We start from the raw sequence: 20,629 nt of genomic DNA on the forward strand, positions 1-20,629 counted from the left end.
CGATCAGTCCCGGTTCTGTACGTGCTGGTAGCCGAAGCGGCCCTTGATGCAGAGGTTGCCGTGGGTCACCGGGTTGTCGTGCGGCGAGGTGACCTTCACGATCTCATTGTCCTGTACGTGCAGCGTCAGGTTGCAGCCCACTCCGCAGTACGCGCACACCGTCGTCGTCTCCGTCTGCCGTGACTCGTCCCAGGTACCCGCCGCCCGCATGTCGAACTCGGACTTGAAGGACAGCGCCCCCGTCGGGCACACCTCGATGCAGTTCCCGCAGTACACACACGCCGAGTCGGTCAGCGGAGCGTCGTGCTCCACGGCGATCCGGGCGTCGAAGCCGCGCCCTGCCACCGAGATCGCAAAGGAGTTCTGCCACTGGTCGCCGCACGCGTCGACGCACTTGTAACAGAGGATGCATTTGTCGTAATCACGGACATACAGGTCGTTGTCGACCCTGGGCTCCTCGTTCAGCCGAGCCGCGTCCGGTCCAAAACGGTCCGGCTTCGCCTCGTACTCCTTCAGCCACCCGGCGACCTTCTCAGTCGTCGACAGGTCGACCGAGGACGCGAGCAGTTCGAGGACGACCTTGCGGCTGTGCCGGGCGCGCTCGGTGTCCGTGCGGACCTCCATGCCCGGCTCGGCCTTGCGGGAGCACGCCGGGACGAGTGTCCTGGCCCCCTCGACCTCGACCACACAGACCCGGCAGGCGTTCTTCGGGCGCAGGGTGTCGCCCTCGCACAGGGTCGGGATGTCCTTCCCGGCCGCCCGGCAGGCGTCCAGGATCGTCGAGCCCTCGGGGACCCGGGCCTCCTCCCCGTCGATGGTGAACTCCAGCATGCGGCGCGGGATCCCCAGCGGTGTGACGGTCATTCGTAGGCCCCCAGACGGTCGATGGCGGATTCCACGGCGTTCCACGCGGTCTGCCCCAGACCGCAGATCGAGGCGTCCCGCATGGCGCGGCCGACCTCCCGCAGCAGCGCGATGTCCCCGGCGGCCTCGGCGCCCGTGCGCTCCACGATCCGGTGCAGCGCCTCCTCCTGCCGCACCGTCCCGACCCGGCACGGTACGCACTGCCCGCACGACTCGTCGCGGAAGAACTCCGCGATGCGCAGCAGCAGCCGGGGCAGGGGCACGCTGTCGTCGAAGGCCAGGACCACCCCCGAGCCGAGCGTCGTGCCCGCCTCCCGCGTCCCTTCGAAGGTGAGCGGCACGTCCAGCTCGTCGGGCCGTACGAAACCGCCGGCGGCCCCGCCGAGCAGCACCGCCCGCAGCCCCTCCCGCACCCCGGCCAGGCTGAGCACCTCGCCGAGCGTCGCGCCGAACGGCACCTCGTAGACACCGGGCCGCTCCACACTCCCGGACACGCAGAACAGCTTCGGGCCGGTGGAGCGCTGCGTGCCGATCGCCGCGTACGCCGGGGCGCCCAGGGTCAGGATCGGCAGGACGTTGACCAGCGTCTCGACGTTGTTCTCGACCGTCGGCTTGCCGAACAGGCCCTTCTCCACCGGGAACGGCGGCTTCGAGCGCGGCTCGCCCCGGTAGCCCTCGATGGAGTTGAACAGGGCCGTCTCCTCACCGCAGATGTAGGCGCCCGCGCCGCGCCGGATCTCGATGTCGAAGGCGTAGCCCTGCCCGAGGACGTCGTCGCCGAGCAGCCCGCGCGCACGTGCCTGCGTGATCGCGTGCTCCAGCAGGCGCAGGGCGCGCGGGTACTCGCCGCGCAGATACAGGTAGCCCTGGTGCGCGCCCGTCGCGTACCCGGCGATCGTCATCGCCTCGACCAGCGCGTACGGGTCTCCCTCCATCAGCACCCGGTCCTTGAAGGTGCCCGGCTCCGACTCGTCGGCGTTGCACACCAGGTAGTGCGGACGGTCCGGCTGGGACGCCGTGGCCTGCCACTTGCGGCCGGTGGGGAAGGCGGCCCCGCCGCGCCCGACCAGGCCCGAGTCGGTGACCTCGCGGATGACCCCGGCCGGTCCCAGCTCGAAGGCCCGGCGCAGGGCGGTGTAACCACCGTGGGCGCGGTAGTCGTCGAGGGACGAGGGGTCCACCACGCCGACCCGGTGCAGCAGCATCAGGCCGTCCTGCCCGGCCTGGGGCACCGCCAGCGCGGCCGCCGGCTCCTCGGGCGCGGAGTCCGGGGAGCTCGCGGCGAGCACGGCGTCGTGGACGGTCGCAGGGGCCGAGACCGCCGTGCGCACGGGGTCCCCGGCCTTGATCGCCAGGGCTGCCGGGGCCCGTTCGCACAGGCCCAGGCACGGACTGCGCTCGACGCTCACGCCGCTGCCGAGGCCCAGCCGCTCCTCGATCCCGGCGCACAGCTGAGGTGCCCCGGCCGCCGCGCACGCCAGGTCCGTGCACACGTGCAGCACGGTCGCCGGACGGGGCTTGACCGAGAACATGGCGTAGAAGGTGGCGACCCCGTAGGCCTCCGCCGGCGGCACCGTCAGCCGCCGGCACAGGTAGTCGAGGGCGCCCTCGCTGATCCAGCCGATCCGGTCGTTGATCGCGTGCAGCCCCGGCAACAGCAGGTCGCGGCGGTCCCGGGCCTCCCGTCCGCCACGTGCCCACCTCAGATCGGCGGCTCGCATCTCGTCGCGGGCCGCGCCCTCCCAGGAGGACGCGGGAGGCCCGAGCAGGGCGTCGACGGCCGCCCGTTCCTCGTCCGTCGGTTTGCTGTCACCGAAGTGCAGGTCCACTTGCGTTCACCCCACGATGGTCGCGATGGGCAGCTTCTCGATCCGGATCGCCGACGCCTTGAACTCCGCCGTCCCCGCGATCGGGCAGTTCGCCTCGATCGTCAGCTGGTTGGTGTCCACCTCGTCCGGGAAGTGCATGGTCATGAAGGCGAGCCCGGGCCGCAGCGCGGTGTCCACCCATACCGGCGCTGTCACCGACCCGCGCCGCGAGGTCACCTGGACGTGCTCCCCGACGACGACCCCGTAGCGCTCGGCGTCCTCCGGGCTCAGCTCGATGAACTCGCCGCGTCGCAGCGGTGAGGCGTAACCGCCGCTCTGCACACCGGTGTTGTACGAGTCGAGCCGCCGCCCGGTGGTGAGCCGGACGGGGTACCGCTCGTCGGTGAGGTCCACCGGCGGGTCGTGCTGCACGATCCCGAACGGAGCGGCCGGGCCGCGCCGGGCGGGGTCGGACTCCCACAACCGGCCGTGCAGATACGTCGGTTCGATCCCGTCCGTGCTCGGGCAGGGCCACTGGATGCCCTGGTGCTCCTCGAGGCGCTCGTACGTCATGCCGTAGTGGTCGGGTGAGACGGACCTCAGCTCGTTCCACACGGTCTCGGCGTCGGCGTACTTCCAGTCGTGCCCGAGCCGGGCGGCGAGGTCGCAGATGATGTCGATGTCCTCGCGGGCCTCGCCGGGCGGGGTGACGGCCTTGCGGACACGCTGGACCCGCCGCTCGCTGTTGGTGGTCGTGCCGTCGGTCTCCGCCCAGCCGGCGGTGGCCGGCAGGACGACGTCCGCGAGCTGGGCCGTCTTCGTGAGGAAGATGTCCTGCACGACCAGGAAGTTAAGGGCCTTCAGCCGCCGTACGGCCTGCTCGCTGTCCGCCTCGGACTGGGCCGGGTTCTCGCCGATGCAGTACACGGCCTTCAGCGAGCCGTCCTCCATCGCCTCGAACATCTCCGTGAGGTTCAGGCCGTAGTGCGGCTGGATGACGGTGTCCCAGGCCGACTCGAACTTCATCCGTGTGTCCGGGTCGAGGATGTCCTGAAACCCGGGCAGCCGGTTGGGGATCGCGCCCATGTCGCCGCCGCCCTGCACGTTGTTCTGCCCGCGCAGCGGCTGCAGGCCCGAGCCGTAGCGGCCGACGTGCCCGGTGAGCAACGACAGGTTGATCAGGGCGCGGACGTTGTCGGTGCCGTTGTGGTGCTCGGTGATCCCGAGGGTCCAGCACAACTGGGCCCGTTCGGCACGGGCGTAGGCGTGCGCCAGCTCGCGGATCGCCGCCGCCGGTACGCCCGTCACCTTCTCGGCGAGCGACAGGGTCCACGGCTCGACCAGGGCCTTGTACTCCTCGAAGCCGGTCGTGGCCCGCTCGATGAACGCCTCGTTCGCGAGCCCCGCGTGGATGATCTCGCGGCCGATCGCGTGCGCCATCGGGATGTCCGTGCCGACGTTGAGCCCCATCCAGCTCTCCGCCCACTCGGCGGTCGAGGTCCGGCGCGGATCGACCGCGTACATCCGGGCGCCGTTCCTGATCCCCTTCAGCACGTGCTGGAAGAAGATCGGGTGTGCGAACCGGGCGTTGGAGCCCCACATCACGATGACGTCGGTGTGCTCGATCTCCTCGTACGACGACGTCCCGCCGCCCGAGCCGAACGCCGCCGACAGGCCCGCCACGCTCGGGGCGTGGCAGGTGCGGTTGCAGGAGTCGACGTTGTTGGTGCCCATGACGACCCGGGCGAACTTCTGCGCCACGTAGTTCATCTCGTTGGTGGCGCGGGCGCAGCTGAACATACCGAAGGCGTCGCGGTTGCGCCCGAGGCCGGCGGCCGCCCGGTCCAGGGCCTCCTCCCAGGTGGCCTGCCGGAACGGCTCGTCCCGGGAGTCACGGACGAGCGGGTGGGTGAGCCGGGTGTAGGTCGTGGGGGTCCGGTCGCGTTTCCTCATGCGGCGCTCCTCAGCGCGAGCAGGTCCGAGATGGCGTGCACGGTGCGCAGGGTGGGCACCTCCACGCCGGTGATCTCCGCCAGCTCGACGACCGCCGCGAGCAGCACGTCGAGTTCGAGCGGCTTGCCGCGCTCCAGGTCCTGGAGCGTGGAGGTGCGGTGGTCGCCGACCCGCTCGGCACCGGCGAGCCGGCGCTCGATGGAGACACCGACCTCGCAGCCGAGGGCCTCGGCGACCGCCAGCGTCTCGGTCATCATGATCTCGATGACCCTGCGGGTGCCGCCGTGCAGGCACATCTGCCGCATGGTCGCGCGGGCCAGCGCGCTGATCGGGTTGAACGAGATGTTGCCGAGCAGCTTGACCCAGATGTCGCTGCGCAGGTCCGGTTCGACGGGGCACTTCAGCCCGCCCGCCTGCATGGCCTCGCTGAACGCGCGACAACGGGCGGAACGGCTGCGGTCGGGCTCGCCGATGGAGAACCGCGTGCCCTCCAAGTGCCGTACGATCCCCGGCCCTTGAAGTTCGGTCGCAGCGTAGACGACACAGCCGATGGCCCGTTCGGGCGCGAGCACCGCACTGACCGCGCCGTCCGGGTCGACACTCTCGACACGGTGGCCGTCGTACGGGCCGCCGTGCCGGTGGAAGTACCACCAGGGGATGCCGTTCTGGGCCGCGACGACCGAGGTCGTCTCATGCAGCAAGGGCGCGATCAGCGGCCCGCACGCCGCGTACGCGTTGGCCTTGAGGCCCAGGAAGACATGGTCGACCGGGCCGACGTCGGCCGGGTCGTCGGTGGCGTGGGGGCGCGCGGTGAAGTCGCCGCGTGGGCTGCGCACCCGGACTCCGTGCTGCCTCATGGCCGCCAGATGCGGTCCACGGGCGATGAGATGCACCTCGGCGCCCGCGCGGTGGAGCGCGGCGCCGACGTAGGCGCCGATGGCACCGGCGCCGAGAACTGCGACTTTCACGGGAACACTCCGTTCGGTTTGAGGGATACCGCGGAGGTGGCTGCCGTCCGGCCGCTCACGGGTCGCGTATGGCTCGCGGGCGGCTTGTGTCGACGAAATATTGTCTACAGTATGGAGGTTGGGTGGGCAAGAGTGCGTGCACCGACCGTTCGGCGCATGCCGGATACCGTTCACCGCATACGGTCGACGTGCCGACTTCCCAACTCCCCTGCGGATCCCTACCGTCCGGGGTTCATGAGTCCCCCAGTCGCGCCCCCGGGCTGGAGCCGCTGGCTCGTTCCGCCCGCCGCTCTCTCCGTGCACCTCTCCATCGGCCAGGCCTACGCCTGGAGCGTGTTCAAGCCGCCCCTGGAGTCCGCGCTCGGCCTCAGCGGCACGCAGAGCGCGCTGCCCTTCCAGCTGGGCATCGTCATGCTGGGCCTGTCCGCCGCGTTCGGTGGCACGCTCGTGGAGCGCAACGGCCCGCGCTGGGCGATGACCGTCGCCCTGATCTGCTTCTCCTCCGGCTTCCTGCTCTCCGCGCTGGGGGCGTCCCTGGAGCAGTACTGGCTGATCGTCCTCGGCTACGGCTTCGTCGGCGGTATCGGTCTCGGCATCGGCTACATCTCGCCCGTCTCCACGCTGATCAAGTGGTTCCCGGACCGGCCCGGCATGGCCACCGGCATCGCCATCATGGGCTTCGGCGGCGGCGCGCTCATCGCCTCGCCCTGGTCCGCCCAGATGCTGGAGTCGTTCGGCGGCGACAGCACCGGCATCGCCCTGGCCTTCCTGGTGCACGGGCTGTCGTATGCGGTGTTCATGCTGCTGGGTGTGCTCCTGGTCCGGGTCCCGCGTCATGCCCCCCAGGTGCGAGGAACCGCGCGGCAGGCCCCCGCCGGCCCGCAGGTCTCCGCGAAACAGGCGCTGCGCACCCCGCAGTTCTGGCTGCTGTGGATCGTGCTCTGCATGAACGTCACCGCCGGCATCGGCATCCTGGAGAAGGCCGCGCCGATGATCACGGACTTCTTCGCCGACACCTCCACCCCGGTGTCGGTGACCGCCGCCGCCGGTTTCGTCGCGCTGCTGTCCGCTGCGAACATGGCCGGCCGCATCGGCTGGTCCTCCACGTCCGACCTCATCGGCCGGAAGAACGTCTACCGCGTCTACCTGGGCGTCGGTGCCCTGATGTACGCCCTCATCGCCGTGTTCGGCGACTCCTCCAAGCCGCTGTTCGTCCTGTGCGCGCTGGTCATCCTCTCCTTCTACGGCGGTGGATTCGCCACCGTTCCCGCCTATCTGAAGGATTTGTTCGGTACGTACCAGGTCGGTGCCATCCACGGGCGGCTGCTCACCGCCTGGTCCACGGCCGGGGTGCTCGGACCGCTGATCGTGAACTGGATCGCCGACCGGCAGGAGGAGGCGGGCCGGCACGGCGCGTCCCTGTACGGGCTGTCCTTCGTGATCATGATCGGGCTGCTCGTCGTCGGCTTCGTCGCCAACGAGCTGGTCCGGCCCGTCGACCCCCGCCACCACGTCCCCACCCCGAAGGAGGCCCCCCGTGTCGAGCGACAGCAGTCAGAGTCCGCCTAGCCCGGACCGGCGGTGGCTGATCACCCTCGCCTGGGTGTGGGTGGGCCTGCCGCTCGCCTACGGGCTGTACGAGCTCGTCCGCAAGGCCACGCAGCTCTTCTCGGGGTAGGCGGCGCCGGTGCGCCGGGTGGGCGTTCGACAGGTGTCCGGCCGTCCGAGGTCCTGACCGAAGCTGACAACCGCGGCGCCCGTTTCCTGTCGCCTTGGCTGCCGTCGTACCCGTGAGTCACTGATCAGACTGGAGGATCCGCTACCCAAGGCAACGAGGGGGATCCACCCAATGAACGGCTCGCGCATCGCCGCCGTCGGCCACTACCAGCCCGCCAAGGTGCTCACCAACGAAGACCTGGCGGGCCTGGTGGACACCAGTGACGAGTGGATCAGGAGCCGGGTGGGCATCCGCACGCGTCACATCGCAGGCCCCGACGAGCCGGTCGACGAACTGGCCTCCCACGCCGCCGCCAAGGCCCTCGCCGCGGCCGGACTGGCCCCGGCGGACATCGACCTGGTGCTGGTCGCCACCTCCACCGCCGTCGACCGTTCGCCCAACATGGCGGCCCGGGTCGCGGCACGCCTGGGCGTTCCGCAGGCCGCCACCATGGACCTCAACGTGGTGTGCGCCGGGTTCACCCACGCCCTGGCCACCGCCGACCACGCCGTCCGTGCGGGGGGCGCGAGCCGGGCGCTGGTCATCGGGGCCGACAAGATGTCCGAGGTGACCGACTGGAGCGACCGCAGCACGTGCGTGCTCGTCGGCGACGGAGCCGGGGCCGCGGTGGTGGAGGCCGCGGGTGAGGCGGCCATCGGACCGGTGCTGTGGGGCTCGGTGCCCGAGATGGGCAACGCGGTCCGCATCGAGGGCACCCCGCCGCGTTTCGCCCAGGAGGGCCAGAGCGTCTACCGCTGGGCCACCACCCAACTCCCGCCCATCGCCCGCCGGGCCTGCGAGCGGGCCGGGCTGGAGCCGGCCGACCTCGCCGGGGTGGTGCTGCACCAGGCGAACCTGCGCATCATCGAACCCCTCGCGGAGAAGATCGGCGCCGTCAACGCGGTCGTCGCCCGCGATGTCACGGAGTCCGGCAACACCTCGGCCGCGAGCATCCCGCTGGCCTTCTCGAAGCTGGTCGAGCAGGGGGCACTCACCACGGGCGACCCGGTGCTGCTGTTCGGCTTCGGCGGGAACCTGTCGTACGCCGGGCAGGTCGTGCGCTGTCCCTGAGCGGCGGGGCGGTGTGACGCGGTCAACTCCTCAAAACCCTGGCTCTTGTGGGCCGTAGACTGTAGACGAAAGACAATCAATACTGACTCTGCGGCGATACCGGCTCGCGCCGCGTTGTGCACGGCCCTGCCGAGGAGGGGGACCGCGATGCTGTCCACAGGCCTGCCCCAGGGGGCGGTACCCAAGCTGGAACGCCCGGGTCCGCTGCGCGACCGTGTCTACGAGGCGCTGCTCGAACTCATCACCACCCGTGCGCTGCAGCCCGGCCAGCACCTCGTCGAGAGCGAACTCGCGGGGCACCTCGGTGTCTCGCGGCAGCCGGTGCGCGAGGCGCTGCAGCGGCTCAACACCGAGGGATGGGTCGATCTGCGGCCCGCCCAGGGCGCGTTCGTGCACGAGCCGACGGAGGAGGAGGCCGACCAGCTGCTCACGGTCCGTACGCTCCTGGAGGCCGAGGCCGCCCGGCTCGCGGCGGCCAACGCGAACAGCGCGGGCATCGCCGCCCTGGAAGCGCTGTGCGCGGAGGGCGAGAAGGCCGTCGACGCCGACGACGTGGACGGGGCCGTCGCCATGAACGCCCGCTTCCACGCCAAGATCATGGAGCTCGCAGGCAACGCCGTCCTCGCCGAACTCGCCGCCCAGGTCGACCGGCGCGTGCGGTGGTACTACACGCCGGTGGCCCGTCGGCGCGGTCACCAGTCCTGGATCGAGCACCGCGCACTCATCGCCGCGGTCGCCGACCGGGACGAACAGCGCGCCACCCAGCTGATGCGCGAACACACCGAGCACACGCGACGGTCGTACCACGCGCGTTCCCGCTCGTAGTTCAGCAGGCCTGCAGCTCAGCAGCTCAGCAGGCCTGCAGCTCGGCAGGTCTGCAGCTCAGCAGGTCTGCAGCTCTGTAGGGCAGCAGCTCTGCAGGTCCGTAGGTCCGAAGCCCCGGGGTTCCGTGCCGCCGGGGCTTTGTGACGTCACGCGAGGCAGGGCACCCGTCACCGCTGCTTTGTCCTGTGAGTGGAAAAAGTGGTGGGCAATTCCTGCGCGACTTCTTCCCACTCCCGGCAGCCGCTGCTACGTTCCCTCGAAAGCAAGCCACCAGGGTGGCGGGAAACCGGCGCGCACAGGCCGATCGAGGCGGGGAGGGGCTCGTGAGACGCATGACCGCACGACCCGGAAACGCCCACCAGGCCCGACTGCTCAAGCTGTTGCGGGACGGCGGCCCCAACTCCCGTGCTCAACTCGGCGACCAGGTCGACCTCTCGCGGTCCAAGCTGGCCGTGGAGGTGGACCGGCTGCTGGAGACGGGGCTGGTCGTGGCCGACGGACTCGCCGCCTCGCGCGGCGGCCGCCGCTCCCACAACGTCCGCCTCAACCCCGAGCTGCGCTTCCTCGGCGTCGACATCGGCGCGACCTCGGTCGACGTCGCCGTCACCAACGCCGAACTGGAGACCCTCGGACACCTCAACCAGCCCATGGACGTGCGCGAGGGCCCCGTCGCGGTCTTCGAGCAGGTCCTGGCGATGGCCGCGAAACTGAGGGCCTCCGGGCTCGCGGAAGGGTTCGACGGCGCCGGCATCGGCGTCCCGGGCCCGGTCCGCTTCCCCGAGGGCATCCCGGTGGCACCGCCGATCATGCCCGGCTGGGACGGCTTCCCCGTGCGGGAGGCGCTCAGCCAGGAACTCGGCTGCCCGGTCATGGTCGACAACGACGTGAACCTGATGGCGTTGGGGGAGCAGCACGCGGGCGTCGCCCGCACAGTCGCCGACTTCCTCTGCGTCAAGATCGGCACCGGCATCGGATGCGGCATCGTCGTCGGCGGTGAGGTCTACCGCGGTACGACGGGCAGCGCCGGCGACATCGGGCACATCCAGGCCGTCCCCGACGGCCGCCCCTGCGCCTGCGGCAACCGGGGCTGCCTGGAGGCCCACTTCAGCGGGGCGGCCCTGGCCCGTGATGCCACGGAGGCCGCCCAGCAGGGGCTTTCGGCCGAACTGGCCTCGCGGCTGGAGACTAACGGCGGCCTCACCGCCGTCGACGTCGCCGCCGCGGCCGCCGCCGGTGACGCCACGGCCCTTGAACTGATCCGCGAGGGCGGCAACCGCACCGGCCAGGTCATCGCCGGCCTGGTCAGCTTCTTCAACCCGGGCCTGGTGGTGATCGGCGGTGGGGTGACCGGCCTCGGTCACACCCTGCTCGCCGCGATCCGCACCCAGGTCTACCGCCAGTCGCTGCCGCTGGCGACCGGCAACCTTCCCATCGTCCTGGGCGAGTTGGGCCCCACCGCCGGAGTGATCGGCGCGGCCCGGCTCATCAGCGACCACTTGTTCTCACCCGCGTAGTCCTTCCCGACAGCACGGCTCCCTCAGCACAACGCCCTGCTCTGCCCTGCCCTGAAACCGGCCCGCACGCCCGCCAAGGGGACCTCATGGCACCAGAACCACCGCTGCTCAACATGTCCGGCATCACCAAGTCGTTCCCCGGAGTCCGGGCCCTCGACGGCGTCGACCTCGACGTCCAGGCCGGCGAGGTGCACTGCCTGCTCGGCCAGAACGGGGCCGGCAAATCCACCCTCATCAAGGTGCTGGCCGGCGCCCACCAGCCCGACACCGGAAGCATCCGCTGGCGCGGCGAGGAGGTCACCCTCCGCTCGCCGATCGCCGCCATGCGCCTGGGCATCGCCACCATCTACCAGGAACTCGACCTGGTGGAGCACCTGTCGGTCGCCGAGAACGTCCACCTCGGGCATGAGCCGACCGCCGCGGGCTTCGTCGTCCGCGGCAGGGCGGCCCGGGCCTCAACGGCCGCTCTCCTCAGGCGACTCGGCCATGCCGAGATCGATCCCGCCCGACTCGTCGGGGATCTCCCCGCCGCGCAGCAGCAGATCGTGTCCATGGCGCGGGCCCTCTCCCACGACGTGCGGCTCATCGTGATGGACGAGCCGTCCGCCGCCCTCGACCCGGACGAGGTCGACAACCTCTTCCGCATCGTCGGCGACCTGACCACCGCCGGGGTCGCCGTCGTCTACATCTCGCACCGCCTGGAGGAGATCCGCCGCATCGGTGACCGGGTGACGGTACTGAAAGACGGACGGGCCGTCGCGCACGGGCTCCCGGCGAAGTCGACGCCGACCCGCGAGGTCGTCGCCCTGATGACGGGCCGCAACGTCGAGTACGTCTTCCCCGACCGGCCCCTCCTGCCACCACCAGGCCGGCCCGTGCTGACCGTGCAAGGGCTCCACAGGAAAGGCGAATTCGAGCCCCTCGACGTTGAGGTCCGCCCGGGTGAGATCGTCGGCCTCGCCGGACTCGTCGGCTCGGGCCGCTCCGAGATCCTGGAGACCGTCTACGGCGCCCGCAAACCGACGGCCGGTCAGGTCCTGGTCGACGGAGAGGCGTTGCGGCCGGGCAGCGTACGGGCCGCCGTCCGGGCGGGGCTCGGGCTCGCTCCCGAGGAACGCAAGGCGCAGGCCCTGCTGATGCTGGAGTCCGTCACCCGCAACGTGTCGGTCTCCTCCATGTCCCGCTTCTCGCGCGGCGGCTGGATCGACCGGGGCGCCGAACTCGGTGCCGCCCGGGCCGCCACCCGCGAGTTGTCGCTCCGGCCGGACAACCCGTCCGTGCCCGTGCGCACCCTGTCCGGCGGCAATCAGCAGAAGGCCGTCCTCGCCCGCTGGCTGCTGCGCGGCTGCAAGGTGCTGCTGCTCGACGAACCCACCCGCGGCGTCGACGTGGGCGCCCGTGCCGAGCTCTACGCGGTCATCCGCAGGCTCGCGGACGAGGGCCTCGCCGTGCTGCTGGTCTCCAGCGAGGTGCCCGAGGTGCTCGGCCTCGCCGACCGCGTGCTCGTGCTGCGCGAGGGCCGGGTCGTGCACACGGCGCCCGCGCGCGAACTCGACGAACACCGCGTACTCGACCTGGTCATGGAAGGAAGCCCGGCATGACGCAGCCTGTCTCCCCGCCGCGGGACAGCACCGCGAAGGTGCCCGTGGCTCAGCCCCCGGCCTGGCGCGGCCTGCTGGCCCGGGCCGACGTCCGCACCCTCTCCCTGCTCGGCGTGCTCGCCGCGCTGATCGTCGTCGGCGGCATCACCAAGCCCGACGAGTTCCTCGACACCCGCAATCTGCAACTGGTCCTCACCCAGGCCTCCGTGGTCGGCGTCGTCACCGTCGGCATGACCTTCGTCATCGTCTCCGGCGGGATCGACCTGTCGGTCGGCGCGATCGTCGCCCTCGCCTCGGTGTGGGCCACCACGGTCGCCACCCAGGAGTACGGCTTCGCAGGCATCCTCTTCACGGCCGTCGTCGTCGGAGTCGGCTGCGGCCTGGTCAACGGGGTGCTCATCGCCTACGGCTCGATGGTGCCGTTCATCGCCACCCTCGCCATGCTGGCCTCCGCCCGCGGCCTCGCCCTGCAGATCACCGACGGCAAGACCCAGATCGTCACCGTGCCCTCCGTCCTCGACCTGGGGGAGCGCGACGCCTACGTCCTCGGCATCCCGCCCCTGGTCATGGTGTTCGCCGTCGTCACGGTGATCGGCTGGCTGGTGCTCAACCGCACCACCTTCGGCCGCCGCACGGTCGCGGTCGGCGGCAACCCCGAGGCGGCCCGGCTCGCCGGCATCGACGTCCGCCGCCAGCGGCTCTACTTGTACCTGCTGTCCGGGCTGTGCTGCGGCATCGCGGCCTTCCTGCTGATCGTCCTGTCCGGCTCCGGCCAGAACACCAACGGCAACCTCTACGAACTCGACGCCATCGCCGCCGCGATCATCGGCGGCACCCTCCTCACCGGCGGCCGCGGCACCATCACCGGCTCCGTGCTCGGGGTCCTGATCTTCTTCACGATCACCAACATCTTCGCCCTGAACAACCTGCAGAGCGACGTCCAGCAGATCGCCAAGGGCGCGATCATCGTCGCCGCCGTGCTGGTCCAGCGCCGTACCGCGAGCACGACCTGAGAGCCGTACCGCACCCGCCCGGCACGACCTGAGGAAAGGGTTCCCCCGCCATGACAGAGATCACGAGCCGCAGAGGGCTGCTCTTCGGGGCCGCCGCCGTCTCCGCCGGTGCCCTCCTCACGGGGTGCACGAGCAACGAGCCGTCCAAGTCGGAGGACGAACCGGCCGGCGACGAGCAGCCGGCCGCCGACGACAAGCGCGGCAAGCAGGTCACCATCGGCTTCGCCGGCCCGCAGGCCGACCACGGCTGGCTCAACGCCATCAACGACAACGCCAAGAGCCGCGCCGAGAAGTACCCCGACGTCACCCTGGAGATCACCGAGGGCTCCAACGACACCGCCCAGCAGATCGGCCAGATCGAGACCCTCATCAACAAGAAGGTCGACGTCCTGGTCGTGCTGCCCGCCGACGGCAAGGCCCTCACCCAGGTCGGCCTGAAGGCGATGCGCGCCGGCATCCCGGTCGTCAACCTCGACCGCATCTTCAACACCCCCCAGGCCTACCGCTGCTGGATCGGCGGCGACAACTACGGCATGGGCCTCAACGCCGGGCACTACATGGGCGAGAAGCTGAAGGGCAAGTCCGGTGCCCGCGTCATCGAACTGGCGGGCCTGGACAACCTGGAGCTCACCAAGCAGCGCACCCAGGGCTTCGACGACGCCCTGAAGAACTACCCCAACATCAAGAAGGTCGCCCGGCAGGCCGCCGAGTTCACCGTCGAGTCCGGCCAGGCCAAGATGGCGCAACTGCTGCAGGCCCAGTCGAAGTTCGACGCGCTGTGGAACCACGACGACGACCAGGGCGTGGGCGCGCTGCGCGCCATCGAGCAGGCCGGGCGCGGCGACTTCCTGATGGTCGGCGGCGCCGGCGCGCTCTCCGCGTTCCAGGCCATCAAGCAGGACGACGGCGTCCTCAAGGCGACCGTGCTGTACCCGCCGACCATGGCGGCCTCCGCGATCGACCTGGCCCGGGCCCTCGGCCAGAGCAAGGGCATCGGGGGCCTCGCCGAGTTCGAGATCCCGTCGTCGCTCACCCTCTACTCGGCCGTCGTCGACAAGACCAACGTCGACCAGTACATGTCCACCGGCTTCAAGTGAGCCACCCCGCACCCCCCACGTGCGCCACCCCGACCAGGACGAGGAGGACACCCGTATGGGACAGCCGCAGGAGCAGCCGGAGGGGACCGAGGCAGGCAAGCCACCCCTGCGCGTGGGGATGGTGGGCTACGCCTTCATGGGCGCCGCCCACTCCCAGGGCTGGCGCACCGCCGGCCGCGTCTTCGACCTGCCGCTGAACCCCGTCCAGGCGGTGATCTGCGGCCGGGACGCCGCCGCCGTCCGGGCCGCGGCCGACCGGCACGGCTGGCAGGCAACCGAGACCGACTGGCGGGCCCTCGTCGCACGGGACGACGTCGACCTGGTCGACATCTGCACCCCCGGCGACAGCCACGCCCAGATCGCCCTGGCCGCCCTGTCCGCGGGCAAGCACGTCCTGTGCGAGAAGCCGCTCGCCAACACCGTCGAGGAGGCCACCTCGATGGCGCTGGCGGCCGAGGAGGCCCACGCCCGCGGCCAGGTGGCGATGGTCGGCTTCAACTACCGCCGGGTGCCCGCCACCGCCCAGGCCCGCCGCATGGTCGCCGAGGGCCGCCTGGGCAGGCTGCGGCACGTACGGGTGACGTACCTCCAGGACTGGCTGACCGACCCCGCGTTCCCGCTGACCTGGCGGCTGCGCAGGGAACAGGCCGGCTCGGGCTCGCTCGGCGACCTGGGCGCCCACATCGTCGACCTCGCGCAGTACCTGGTGGGGGAGCCGCTGGCAGGCGTCTCCGCGCTGACGGAGACCTTCGTACGGGAACGGCCCCTGCCCACCGGCGCCACCAGCGGGTTGTCCGCCGTGACCTCCGCCGGCACCGGGCAGGTCACCGTCGACGACGCCGCCCTGTTCACCGCCCGCTTCCCCTCCGGTGCGCTGGCCTCCTTCGAGGCCACCCGCTACGCCACCGGCCGCAAGAACGCCCTGCGCATCGAGCTCAACGGGGAGCGCGGCTCGCTCGCCTTCGACCTGGAGCGGCTCAACGAGCTGTCCTTCCACGACGCCGGCCAGCCCGGGGCGGAGGCCGGTTTCCGGCGAATCCTCGTCACCGAACCCGACCACCCCTACTTGGAGGCCTGGTGGCCGCCGGGACACGGCCTCGGCTACGAGCACACCTTCGTCCACCAGGCCCGCGACCTCGTCCACGCCATCGCCGAGGGACGCCGCCCCGAACCCTCCTTCGCCGACGGGCTGCAGGTGCAGCGCGTGCTCGCGGCGGTCGAGGAGAGCGCCGAGAAGAACTCCGTCTACACGCCGATCGCGGTCTGAGGAGGGCCTGTACCGATGCCCCGCACCTTCACGCTCTTCACCGGCCAGTGGGCGGACCTGCCCCTGGAGGAGGTCTGCCGCCTGGCCCGCGACTTCGGCTACGACGGCCTGGAACTCGCCTGTTGGGGAGACCACTTCGAAGTCGACAAGGCGCTGACCGACCCCTCCTATGTGGAGTCGAGGCATCAGCTCCTCGACAAGTACGGCCTCACGTGCTGGGCGATCTCCAACCACCTGGTCGGCCAGGCCGTCTGCGACGCCATCATCGACGAGCGGCACCGGGCGATCCTCCCGGAGACGGTCTGGGGCGACGGAGAGCCGGAAGGGGTTCGGCAGCGGGCCGCCGAGCGCATGAAGGACACCGCCCGGGCCGCGGCCGCCTTCGGCGTGAACACCGTCATCGGCTTCACCGGCTCCGCCATCTGGCACCTGGTCGCCATGTTCCCGCCCGCCCCCGAGGCGATGATCGAACGCGGCTACCAGGACTTCGCCGACCGCTGGAACCCGATCCTGGACGTCTTCGACGCCGAGGGCGTGCGGTTCGCGCACGAGGTCCACCCCAGCGAGATCGCCTACGACTACTGGACCACCCAGCGGGCCCTGGAAGCCGTCGGCCGGCGCCCCGCCTTCGGCCTCAACTTCGACCCCTCGCACTTCGTGTGGCAGGACCTCGACCCGGTCGGCTTCCTCTGGGACTTCCGCGACCGGATCTACCACGTCGACTGCAAGGAGGCCCGCAAGCGCCTCGACGGACGCAACGGCCGCCTCGGCTCCCACCTGCCCTGGGGCGACCCGCGGCGAGGCTGGGACTTCGTCTCCGCCGGGCACGGCGACGTCCCCTGGGAGGACGTCTTCCGCATGCTGCGCTCCATCGACTACACCGGCCCCGTCTCCGTCGAATGGGAGGACGCCGGCATGGACCGGCTCCAAGGGGCGCCCGAGGCCCTGACCCGGCTCAAGGCCTTCGACTTCGAACCGCCCAGCGCGTCCTTCGACGCCGCGTTCAACAGCTGAACCACGGGTTCGGCGCACTGACCTGCCTTGACGCGCTCAAGGCACGCACACCTCCGGGGTGACGGCGCACCCCGGCGCCCGCACCGCACGCTACGCACCCGCCCCGTACGGCCCACCCCGTTCCCGGAGGGACTCGTGCACAGAACCAGACCCAGAAGCCCCCGCATCCTCAGGCGGCCCGCACTGCGCACCACCGTCGCCCTGTTCACCGGCCTGCTCCTCGCCGTCGGCACCCCGGCCACCGTCGCGGGCGCCCACTCCGGACACCCGGAACACGACGAACCGGCGGCCGCCGAGGGCCGGTTCCAGCAGGTGCCGCTCGCCAAGGGCGAGCCCGAGACGGGCGAGCCGATGTCGCTGGCCGTGCTCCCGGACCGCAGCGTCCTGCACACCGCGCGCGACGGCACGCTGCGCCTCACCGACCAGGGCGGCGTCACGAAGATCGCCGGAAAGCTCGACGTCTACAACCACGATGAGGAAGGCCTCCAGGGCGTCGGCATCGACCCGGACTTCAAGAACAACCGGGCGATCTACCTCTACTACGCCCCGCCGCTCGACACCCCCGCGGGCGACGCCCCGGAGACCGGCACCGCCGACGACTTCAAGAAGTTCGACGGCGTCAACCGCCTCTCCCGCTTCGTCCTCAACCCCAACGGCACGCTCAACCTGTCCAGCGAGAAGAAGGTCCTGGACGTCGCGGCCTCCCGGGGCACCTGCTGCCACGTCGGCGGCGACATCGACTTCGACGCGGACGGCAACCTCTACTTGTCGACCGGCGACGACACCAACCCCTTCGCCTCCGACGGCTACACCCCGATCGACGACCGGCCGAACCGCAACCCGGCCTTCGACGCCCGCCGCAGCGCCGGCAACACCAACGACCTGCGCGGCAAGATCCTGCGCATCAAGGTCGCCGAGGACGGCTCCTACACCGTCCCGGAGGGCAACCTCTTCGCCCCGGGCACCGAGAAGACCCGCCCCGAGATCTACGCGATGGGCTTCCGCAACCCCTTCCGCATGAGCGTCGACGACAAGACCGGCACCGTGTACGTCGGCGACTACGGCCCCGACGCCGGCGCCGCCGACCCGGGGCGTGGCCCGGGCGGACAGGTCGAGTTCGCCAAGGTCACCAAGGCCGCCAACTTCGGCTGGCCCTTCTGCACCGGCGACAACGACCCGTACGTCGACTACGACTTCGCCACCAAGGAGTCCGGCGAGACGTTCGACTGCGACGCCCCGAAGAACACCTCGCCGCACAACACGGGCCTGACCGACCTGCCGCCCGCGCAGGCCGCCTGGATCCCGTACGACGGCGGCTCCGTGCCCGAGTTCGGCAGCGGCTCCGAGTCCCCGATGGGCGGCCCGGTCTACCGCTACGACCCCGAGCTGAACTCCAGCGTGAAGTTCCCCGAGGCCTACGACGGCGACTTCTTCGCCGGTGAGTTCGGCCGCCGCTGGATCAAGCGGATCGAGCAGAACGACGACGGCTCCGTCGCGAAGATCAACGACTTCCCCTGGACCGGCACCCAGATCATGGACATGGAGTTCGGCCCCGACGGCGCCCTCTACGTCCTCGACTACGGCCTCTCCTGGTTCCAGGGCGACAAGGACTCCGCGCTGTACCGGATCGAGAACGCCGAGGACGGCTTCTCCCCGATCGCCGAGGTCAGCGCCGACAAGACGTCCGGGGCGGCCGGCCTGAAGGTGAAGTTCACCGCCTCCGCCAAGGACGCCGACTCCACGGACCTCACCTACGGCTGGGACTTCGGCGACGGCACCAAGGGCGAGGGCCTCACCCCCACCCACCGGTACAAGAAGACCGGCACCTACAGCGCCACCTTCACCGCCAAGGATCCCGAGGGCAACACCGGCAACGCCAGTGTCCGGATCGTGGTCGGCAACACCGAGCCCAAGGTGACGATCGAGACTCCCGGCAACGGCAGCATGGCCGCCTTCGGCAAGCCCGTCCCGTTCAAGGTGAAGGTCACCGACCCCGAGGAGACCGTCGACTGCTCCAAGGTCAAGGTCGCCTACAGTCTCGGCCACGACTCCCACGCCCACGAACTGACCAGCGAGATGGGCTGCGAGGGCACCCTGACACCGCCCCCCGGTGACGGCGGACACGACCCCAACGCCAACATCTACGGCGTCGTCGGCGCCAGTTACACCGACGGCGGGGCGAACGGCCAGGAGGCCCTGACCGGCACCGCCCGCACCGTGCTCCAGCCGCTGCACCGCCAGGGCGAGCACTTCACCACCCAGTCGGGCGTCTCCGTCATCACCAAGACCGGCGCCAACGGCGGCAAGACCGTCGGCGACATCCACGACGGCGACTGGATCTCCTTCAGCCCCTACCGCTTCGACGGGCAGAAGAAGATGACCGTACGGGCCTCCTCCGGTGGCGCGGGCGGCTTCATCGAACTGCGCACCGGCTCACCCGACGGCCCCCTGCACGGCTCGGCGTACATCCCGCCCACCGGCGGCTGGGAGACGTTCCAGAACGTCGACGTGCCCCTGCGGTCGCTGCCGAAGAAGACCACGGACATCTACCTGGTCTTCAAGGGCGGCGAAGGTGCGCTCTACGACGTGGACGACTTCGAGTTCTCCAAGGAGCCGTTCAAGGGCGGCAAGAAGGTCCTGGTCTTCTCCAAGACCGCCGGATTCCGGCACGACTCCATCCCGGCGGGCATCACCGCCCTGAAGGAACTCGGCGGCCCGGCCGGCATCACCGTCGACGCCACCGAGGAGGCCAGGCAGTTCACCACGACCAACCTCGCCAAGTACGACGCCGTGGCCTTCCTGTCCACCACGGGTGATGTGCTGAACGCCGAGCAGCAGAAGGCGTTCGAGGACTACGTGGCAGGAGGCGGCGGCTACATCGGCATCCACGCCGCCGCCGACACCGAGTACGACTGGGAGTTCTACGGCGGGCTCGTCGGCGCCTACTTCCAGTCCCACCCGGCCATCCAGAAGGCCACCGTCCGCGTCGAGGACCACGACCACCCGTCGACCGCGCACCTCGGCGACGCCTGGGAACGCACCGACGAGTGGTACAACTACCGCACCAACCCGCGGGAGAAGGCCAAGGTCCTCGCCACCCTCGACGAGACCACCTACCAGGGCGGCACCATGAAGGGCGACCACCCGATCGCCTGGTGCCAGAGCTACGGCGGCGGCCGGTCCTTCTACACCGGCGGCGGCCACACCAAGGAGTCCTACGCCGACGAGACCTTCCGCGCCCACCTGCTCGGCGGCCTGCAGTACGCCACCGGCCAGGTGAAGGCGGACTGCAAGCCGGGCAAGGACCACCGCAAGATCTTCAACGGCCAGACCCTGGACGGCTGGAAGCAGGCCGGCCCCGGCAAGTTCAACGTCAAGGACGGCACGCTGGAGACCGAGGGCGGCATGGGCCTGCTCTGGTACCAGGCCAAGGAGCTGAAGTCGTACTCGCTCAAGCTCGACTGGAAGATGCGGGGCGACGACAACTCAGGGATTTTCGTGGGCTTCCCCGCCTCCGACGACCCCTGGTCCGCGGTGAACAAGGGGTACGAGATCCAGATCGACGCCACCGACGCGGCCGACCGCACCACGGGCTCCGTCTACTCCTTCAAGTCGGCGAACATCAAGGCCCGTGACCAGGTCCTGCGGCCGCCCGGCCAATGGAACTCCTACGAGATCAAGGTCCAGGGCGAACGCCTCCAGGTGTTCCTCAACGGAGTCAGGATCAACGACTTCACCAACAAGGACCCCGAGCGGAGCCTGACCGACGGCTACATCGGCCTGCAGAACCACGGCGCCGGCGACCAGGTCTCCTTCCGCAACATCCAGCTGAAGGAACTGCCCGTCCAGGGCCGGTGAACGGCGGCGGGCGGGGGACGCCGGACCCCCGCCCGCCGTCCCCCATCCCCGCGTGGCTC

Annotated in this window: 15 protein-coding genes; 11 read left to right on the forward strand and 4 right to left on the reverse strand. The window is 70.6% G+C overall.

Going from position 1 to position 20,629, the window contains the following annotated elements:
* Positions 1 to 3 precede the first annotated feature (3 nt).
* Genes AB0B29_RS11760 through AB0B29_RS11775 form a run of 4 tightly spaced genes read right to left on the reverse strand, consistent with a single transcriptional unit; the run spans position 4 to position 5,593 of the window.
* The gene (locus tag AB0B29_RS11760; RefSeq protein ID WP_362237315.1) at positions 4 to 864 is read right to left on the reverse strand and encodes a 2Fe-2S iron-sulfur cluster-binding protein; all 861 of its coding nucleotides are present in this window, start codon (positions 862 to 864) and stop codon (positions 4 to 6) included.
* A complete protein-coding gene (locus AB0B29_RS11765; RefSeq protein ID WP_362237317.1) occupies positions 861 to 2,693 on the reverse strand; it encodes an NAD(P)H-dependent oxidoreductase subunit E in 1,833 nt (610 codons plus the stop codon). The genes AB0B29_RS11760 and AB0B29_RS11765 overlap by 4 nt, the downstream gene beginning before the upstream one ends.
* A 6-nt stretch (positions 2,694 to 2,699) precedes the next feature.
* Complete coding sequence (locus AB0B29_RS11770) at positions 2,700 to 4,625, reverse strand: molybdopterin oxidoreductase family protein (protein ID WP_362237320.1); 1,926 nt, start codon at positions 4,623 to 4,625, stop codon at positions 2,700 to 2,702.
* A complete protein-coding gene (locus tag AB0B29_RS11775; protein WP_362237323.1) occupies positions 4,622 to 5,593 on the reverse strand; it encodes a 2-dehydropantoate 2-reductase in 972 nt (323 codons plus the stop codon). Before AB0B29_RS11775 ends, AB0B29_RS11770 begins: the two co-directional genes overlap by 4 nt.
* Positions 5,594 to 5,827: 234 nt before the next feature.
* On the opposite strand from AB0B29_RS11775, the gene AB0B29_RS11780 reads away from it, so the two are divergent.
* From AB0B29_RS11780 to AB0B29_RS11830, 11 genes are all read left to right on the forward strand, one after another.
* Positions 5,828 to 7,162 (forward strand): OFA family MFS transporter, encoded by a 1,335-nt coding sequence (locus tag AB0B29_RS11780; RefSeq protein ID WP_362237326.1) that lies wholly within the window; start codon positions 5,828 to 5,830, stop codon positions 7,160 to 7,162.
* Entirely contained in the window at positions 7,131 to 7,271 is a 141-nt protein-coding gene (locus AB0B29_RS11785) for an MFS transporter small subunit (RefSeq protein ID WP_362237329.1), read from the forward strand. Before AB0B29_RS11780 ends, AB0B29_RS11785 begins: the two co-directional genes overlap by 32 nt.
* Positions 7,272 to 7,442: 171 nt before the next feature.
* The gene (locus tag AB0B29_RS11790) at positions 7,443 to 8,381 is read left to right on the forward strand and encodes a beta-ketoacyl-ACP synthase III (RefSeq protein ID WP_362237332.1); all 939 of its coding nucleotides are present in this window, start codon (positions 7,443 to 7,445) and stop codon (positions 8,379 to 8,381) included.
* Positions 8,382 to 8,528: 147 nt separating this feature from the next.
* A complete protein-coding gene (locus AB0B29_RS11795) occupies positions 8,529 to 9,206 on the forward strand; it encodes a GntR family transcriptional regulator (protein WP_362237335.1) in 678 nt (225 codons plus the stop codon).
* 332 nt (positions 9,207 to 9,538) lie between these two features.
* Positions 9,539 to 10,720, forward strand: coding sequence for an ROK family transcriptional regulator (locus AB0B29_RS11800; RefSeq protein WP_362237338.1), 1,182 nt, complete (start codon positions 9,539 to 9,541; stop codon positions 10,718 to 10,720).
* Positions 10,721 to 10,806: 86 nt separating this feature from the next.
* Positions 10,807 to 12,321: a sugar ABC transporter ATP-binding protein gene (locus AB0B29_RS11805; RefSeq protein ID WP_362237341.1), complete on the forward strand. Its 1,515-nt coding sequence runs from the start codon at positions 10,807 to 10,809 to the stop codon at positions 12,319 to 12,321.
* The gene (locus AB0B29_RS11810) at positions 12,318 to 13,334 is read left to right on the forward strand and encodes an ABC transporter permease (RefSeq protein ID WP_362237344.1); all 1,017 of its coding nucleotides are present in this window, start codon (positions 12,318 to 12,320) and stop codon (positions 13,332 to 13,334) included. Before AB0B29_RS11805 ends, AB0B29_RS11810 begins: the two co-directional genes overlap by 4 nt.
* Positions 13,335 to 13,384: 50 nt before the next feature.
* On the forward strand, positions 13,385 to 14,431 hold the full coding sequence (locus tag AB0B29_RS11815; protein WP_362237346.1) for a substrate-binding domain-containing protein: 1,047 nt from the start codon (positions 13,385 to 13,387) through the stop codon (positions 14,429 to 14,431).
* Positions 14,432 to 14,486: 55 nt separating this feature from the next.
* A complete protein-coding gene (locus tag AB0B29_RS11820) occupies positions 14,487 to 15,698 on the forward strand; it encodes a Gfo/Idh/MocA family protein (RefSeq protein ID WP_362237349.1) in 1,212 nt (403 codons plus the stop codon).
* 15 nt (positions 15,699 to 15,713) lie between these two features.
* Positions 15,714 to 16,712 (forward strand): sugar phosphate isomerase/epimerase family protein, encoded by a 999-nt coding sequence (locus AB0B29_RS11825; RefSeq protein ID WP_362237352.1) that lies wholly within the window; start codon positions 15,714 to 15,716, stop codon positions 16,710 to 16,712.
* A 135-nt stretch (positions 16,713 to 16,847) separates the two neighbouring features.
* Complete coding sequence (locus AB0B29_RS11830) at positions 16,848 to 20,570, forward strand: ThuA domain-containing protein (protein ID WP_362237355.1); 3,723 nt, start codon at positions 16,848 to 16,850, stop codon at positions 20,568 to 20,570.
* Positions 20,571 to 20,629: the final 59 nt, after the last annotated feature.

The organism is Streptomyces tibetensis, from assembly GCF_040647715.1.
Taxonomy (GTDB): Bacteria; Actinomycetota; Actinomycetes; order Streptomycetales; family Streptomycetaceae; genus Streptomyces; species Streptomyces tibetensis_A.

Coding starts and splice junctions, on each gene's coding strand:
- AB0B29_RS11760 (WP_362237315.1), bottom strand. CDS start 864: ATGACCGTCACACCGCTGGGGATCCCGCGCCGCATGCTGGAGTTCACC.
- AB0B29_RS11770 (WP_362237320.1), bottom strand. CDS start 4,625: ATGAGGAAACGCGACCGGACCCCCACGACCTACACCCGGCTCACCCAC.
- AB0B29_RS11780 (WP_362237326.1), top strand. CDS start 5,828: ATGAGTCCCCCAGTCGCGCCCCCGGGCTGGAGCCGCTGGCTCGTTCCG.
- AB0B29_RS11790 (WP_362237332.1), top strand. CDS start 7,443: ATGAACGGCTCGCGCATCGCCGCCGTCGGCCACTACCAGCCCGCCAAG.
- AB0B29_RS11795 (WP_362237335.1), top strand. CDS start 8,529: ATGCTGTCCACAGGCCTGCCCCAGGGGGCGGTACCCAAGCTGGAACGC.
- AB0B29_RS11800 (WP_362237338.1), top strand. CDS start 9,539: ATGACCGCACGACCCGGAAACGCCCACCAGGCCCGACTGCTCAAGCTG.
- AB0B29_RS11805 (WP_362237341.1), top strand. CDS start 10,807: ATGGCACCAGAACCACCGCTGCTCAACATGTCCGGCATCACCAAGTCG.
- AB0B29_RS11810 (WP_362237344.1), top strand. CDS start 12,318: ATGACGCAGCCTGTCTCCCCGCCGCGGGACAGCACCGCGAAGGTGCCC.
- AB0B29_RS11815 (WP_362237346.1), top strand. CDS start 13,385: ATGACAGAGATCACGAGCCGCAGAGGGCTGCTCTTCGGGGCCGCCGCC.
- AB0B29_RS11820 (WP_362237349.1), top strand. CDS start 14,487: ATGGGACAGCCGCAGGAGCAGCCGGAGGGGACCGAGGCAGGCAAGCCA.
- AB0B29_RS11825 (WP_362237352.1), top strand. CDS start 15,714: ATGCCCCGCACCTTCACGCTCTTCACCGGCCAGTGGGCGGACCTGCCC.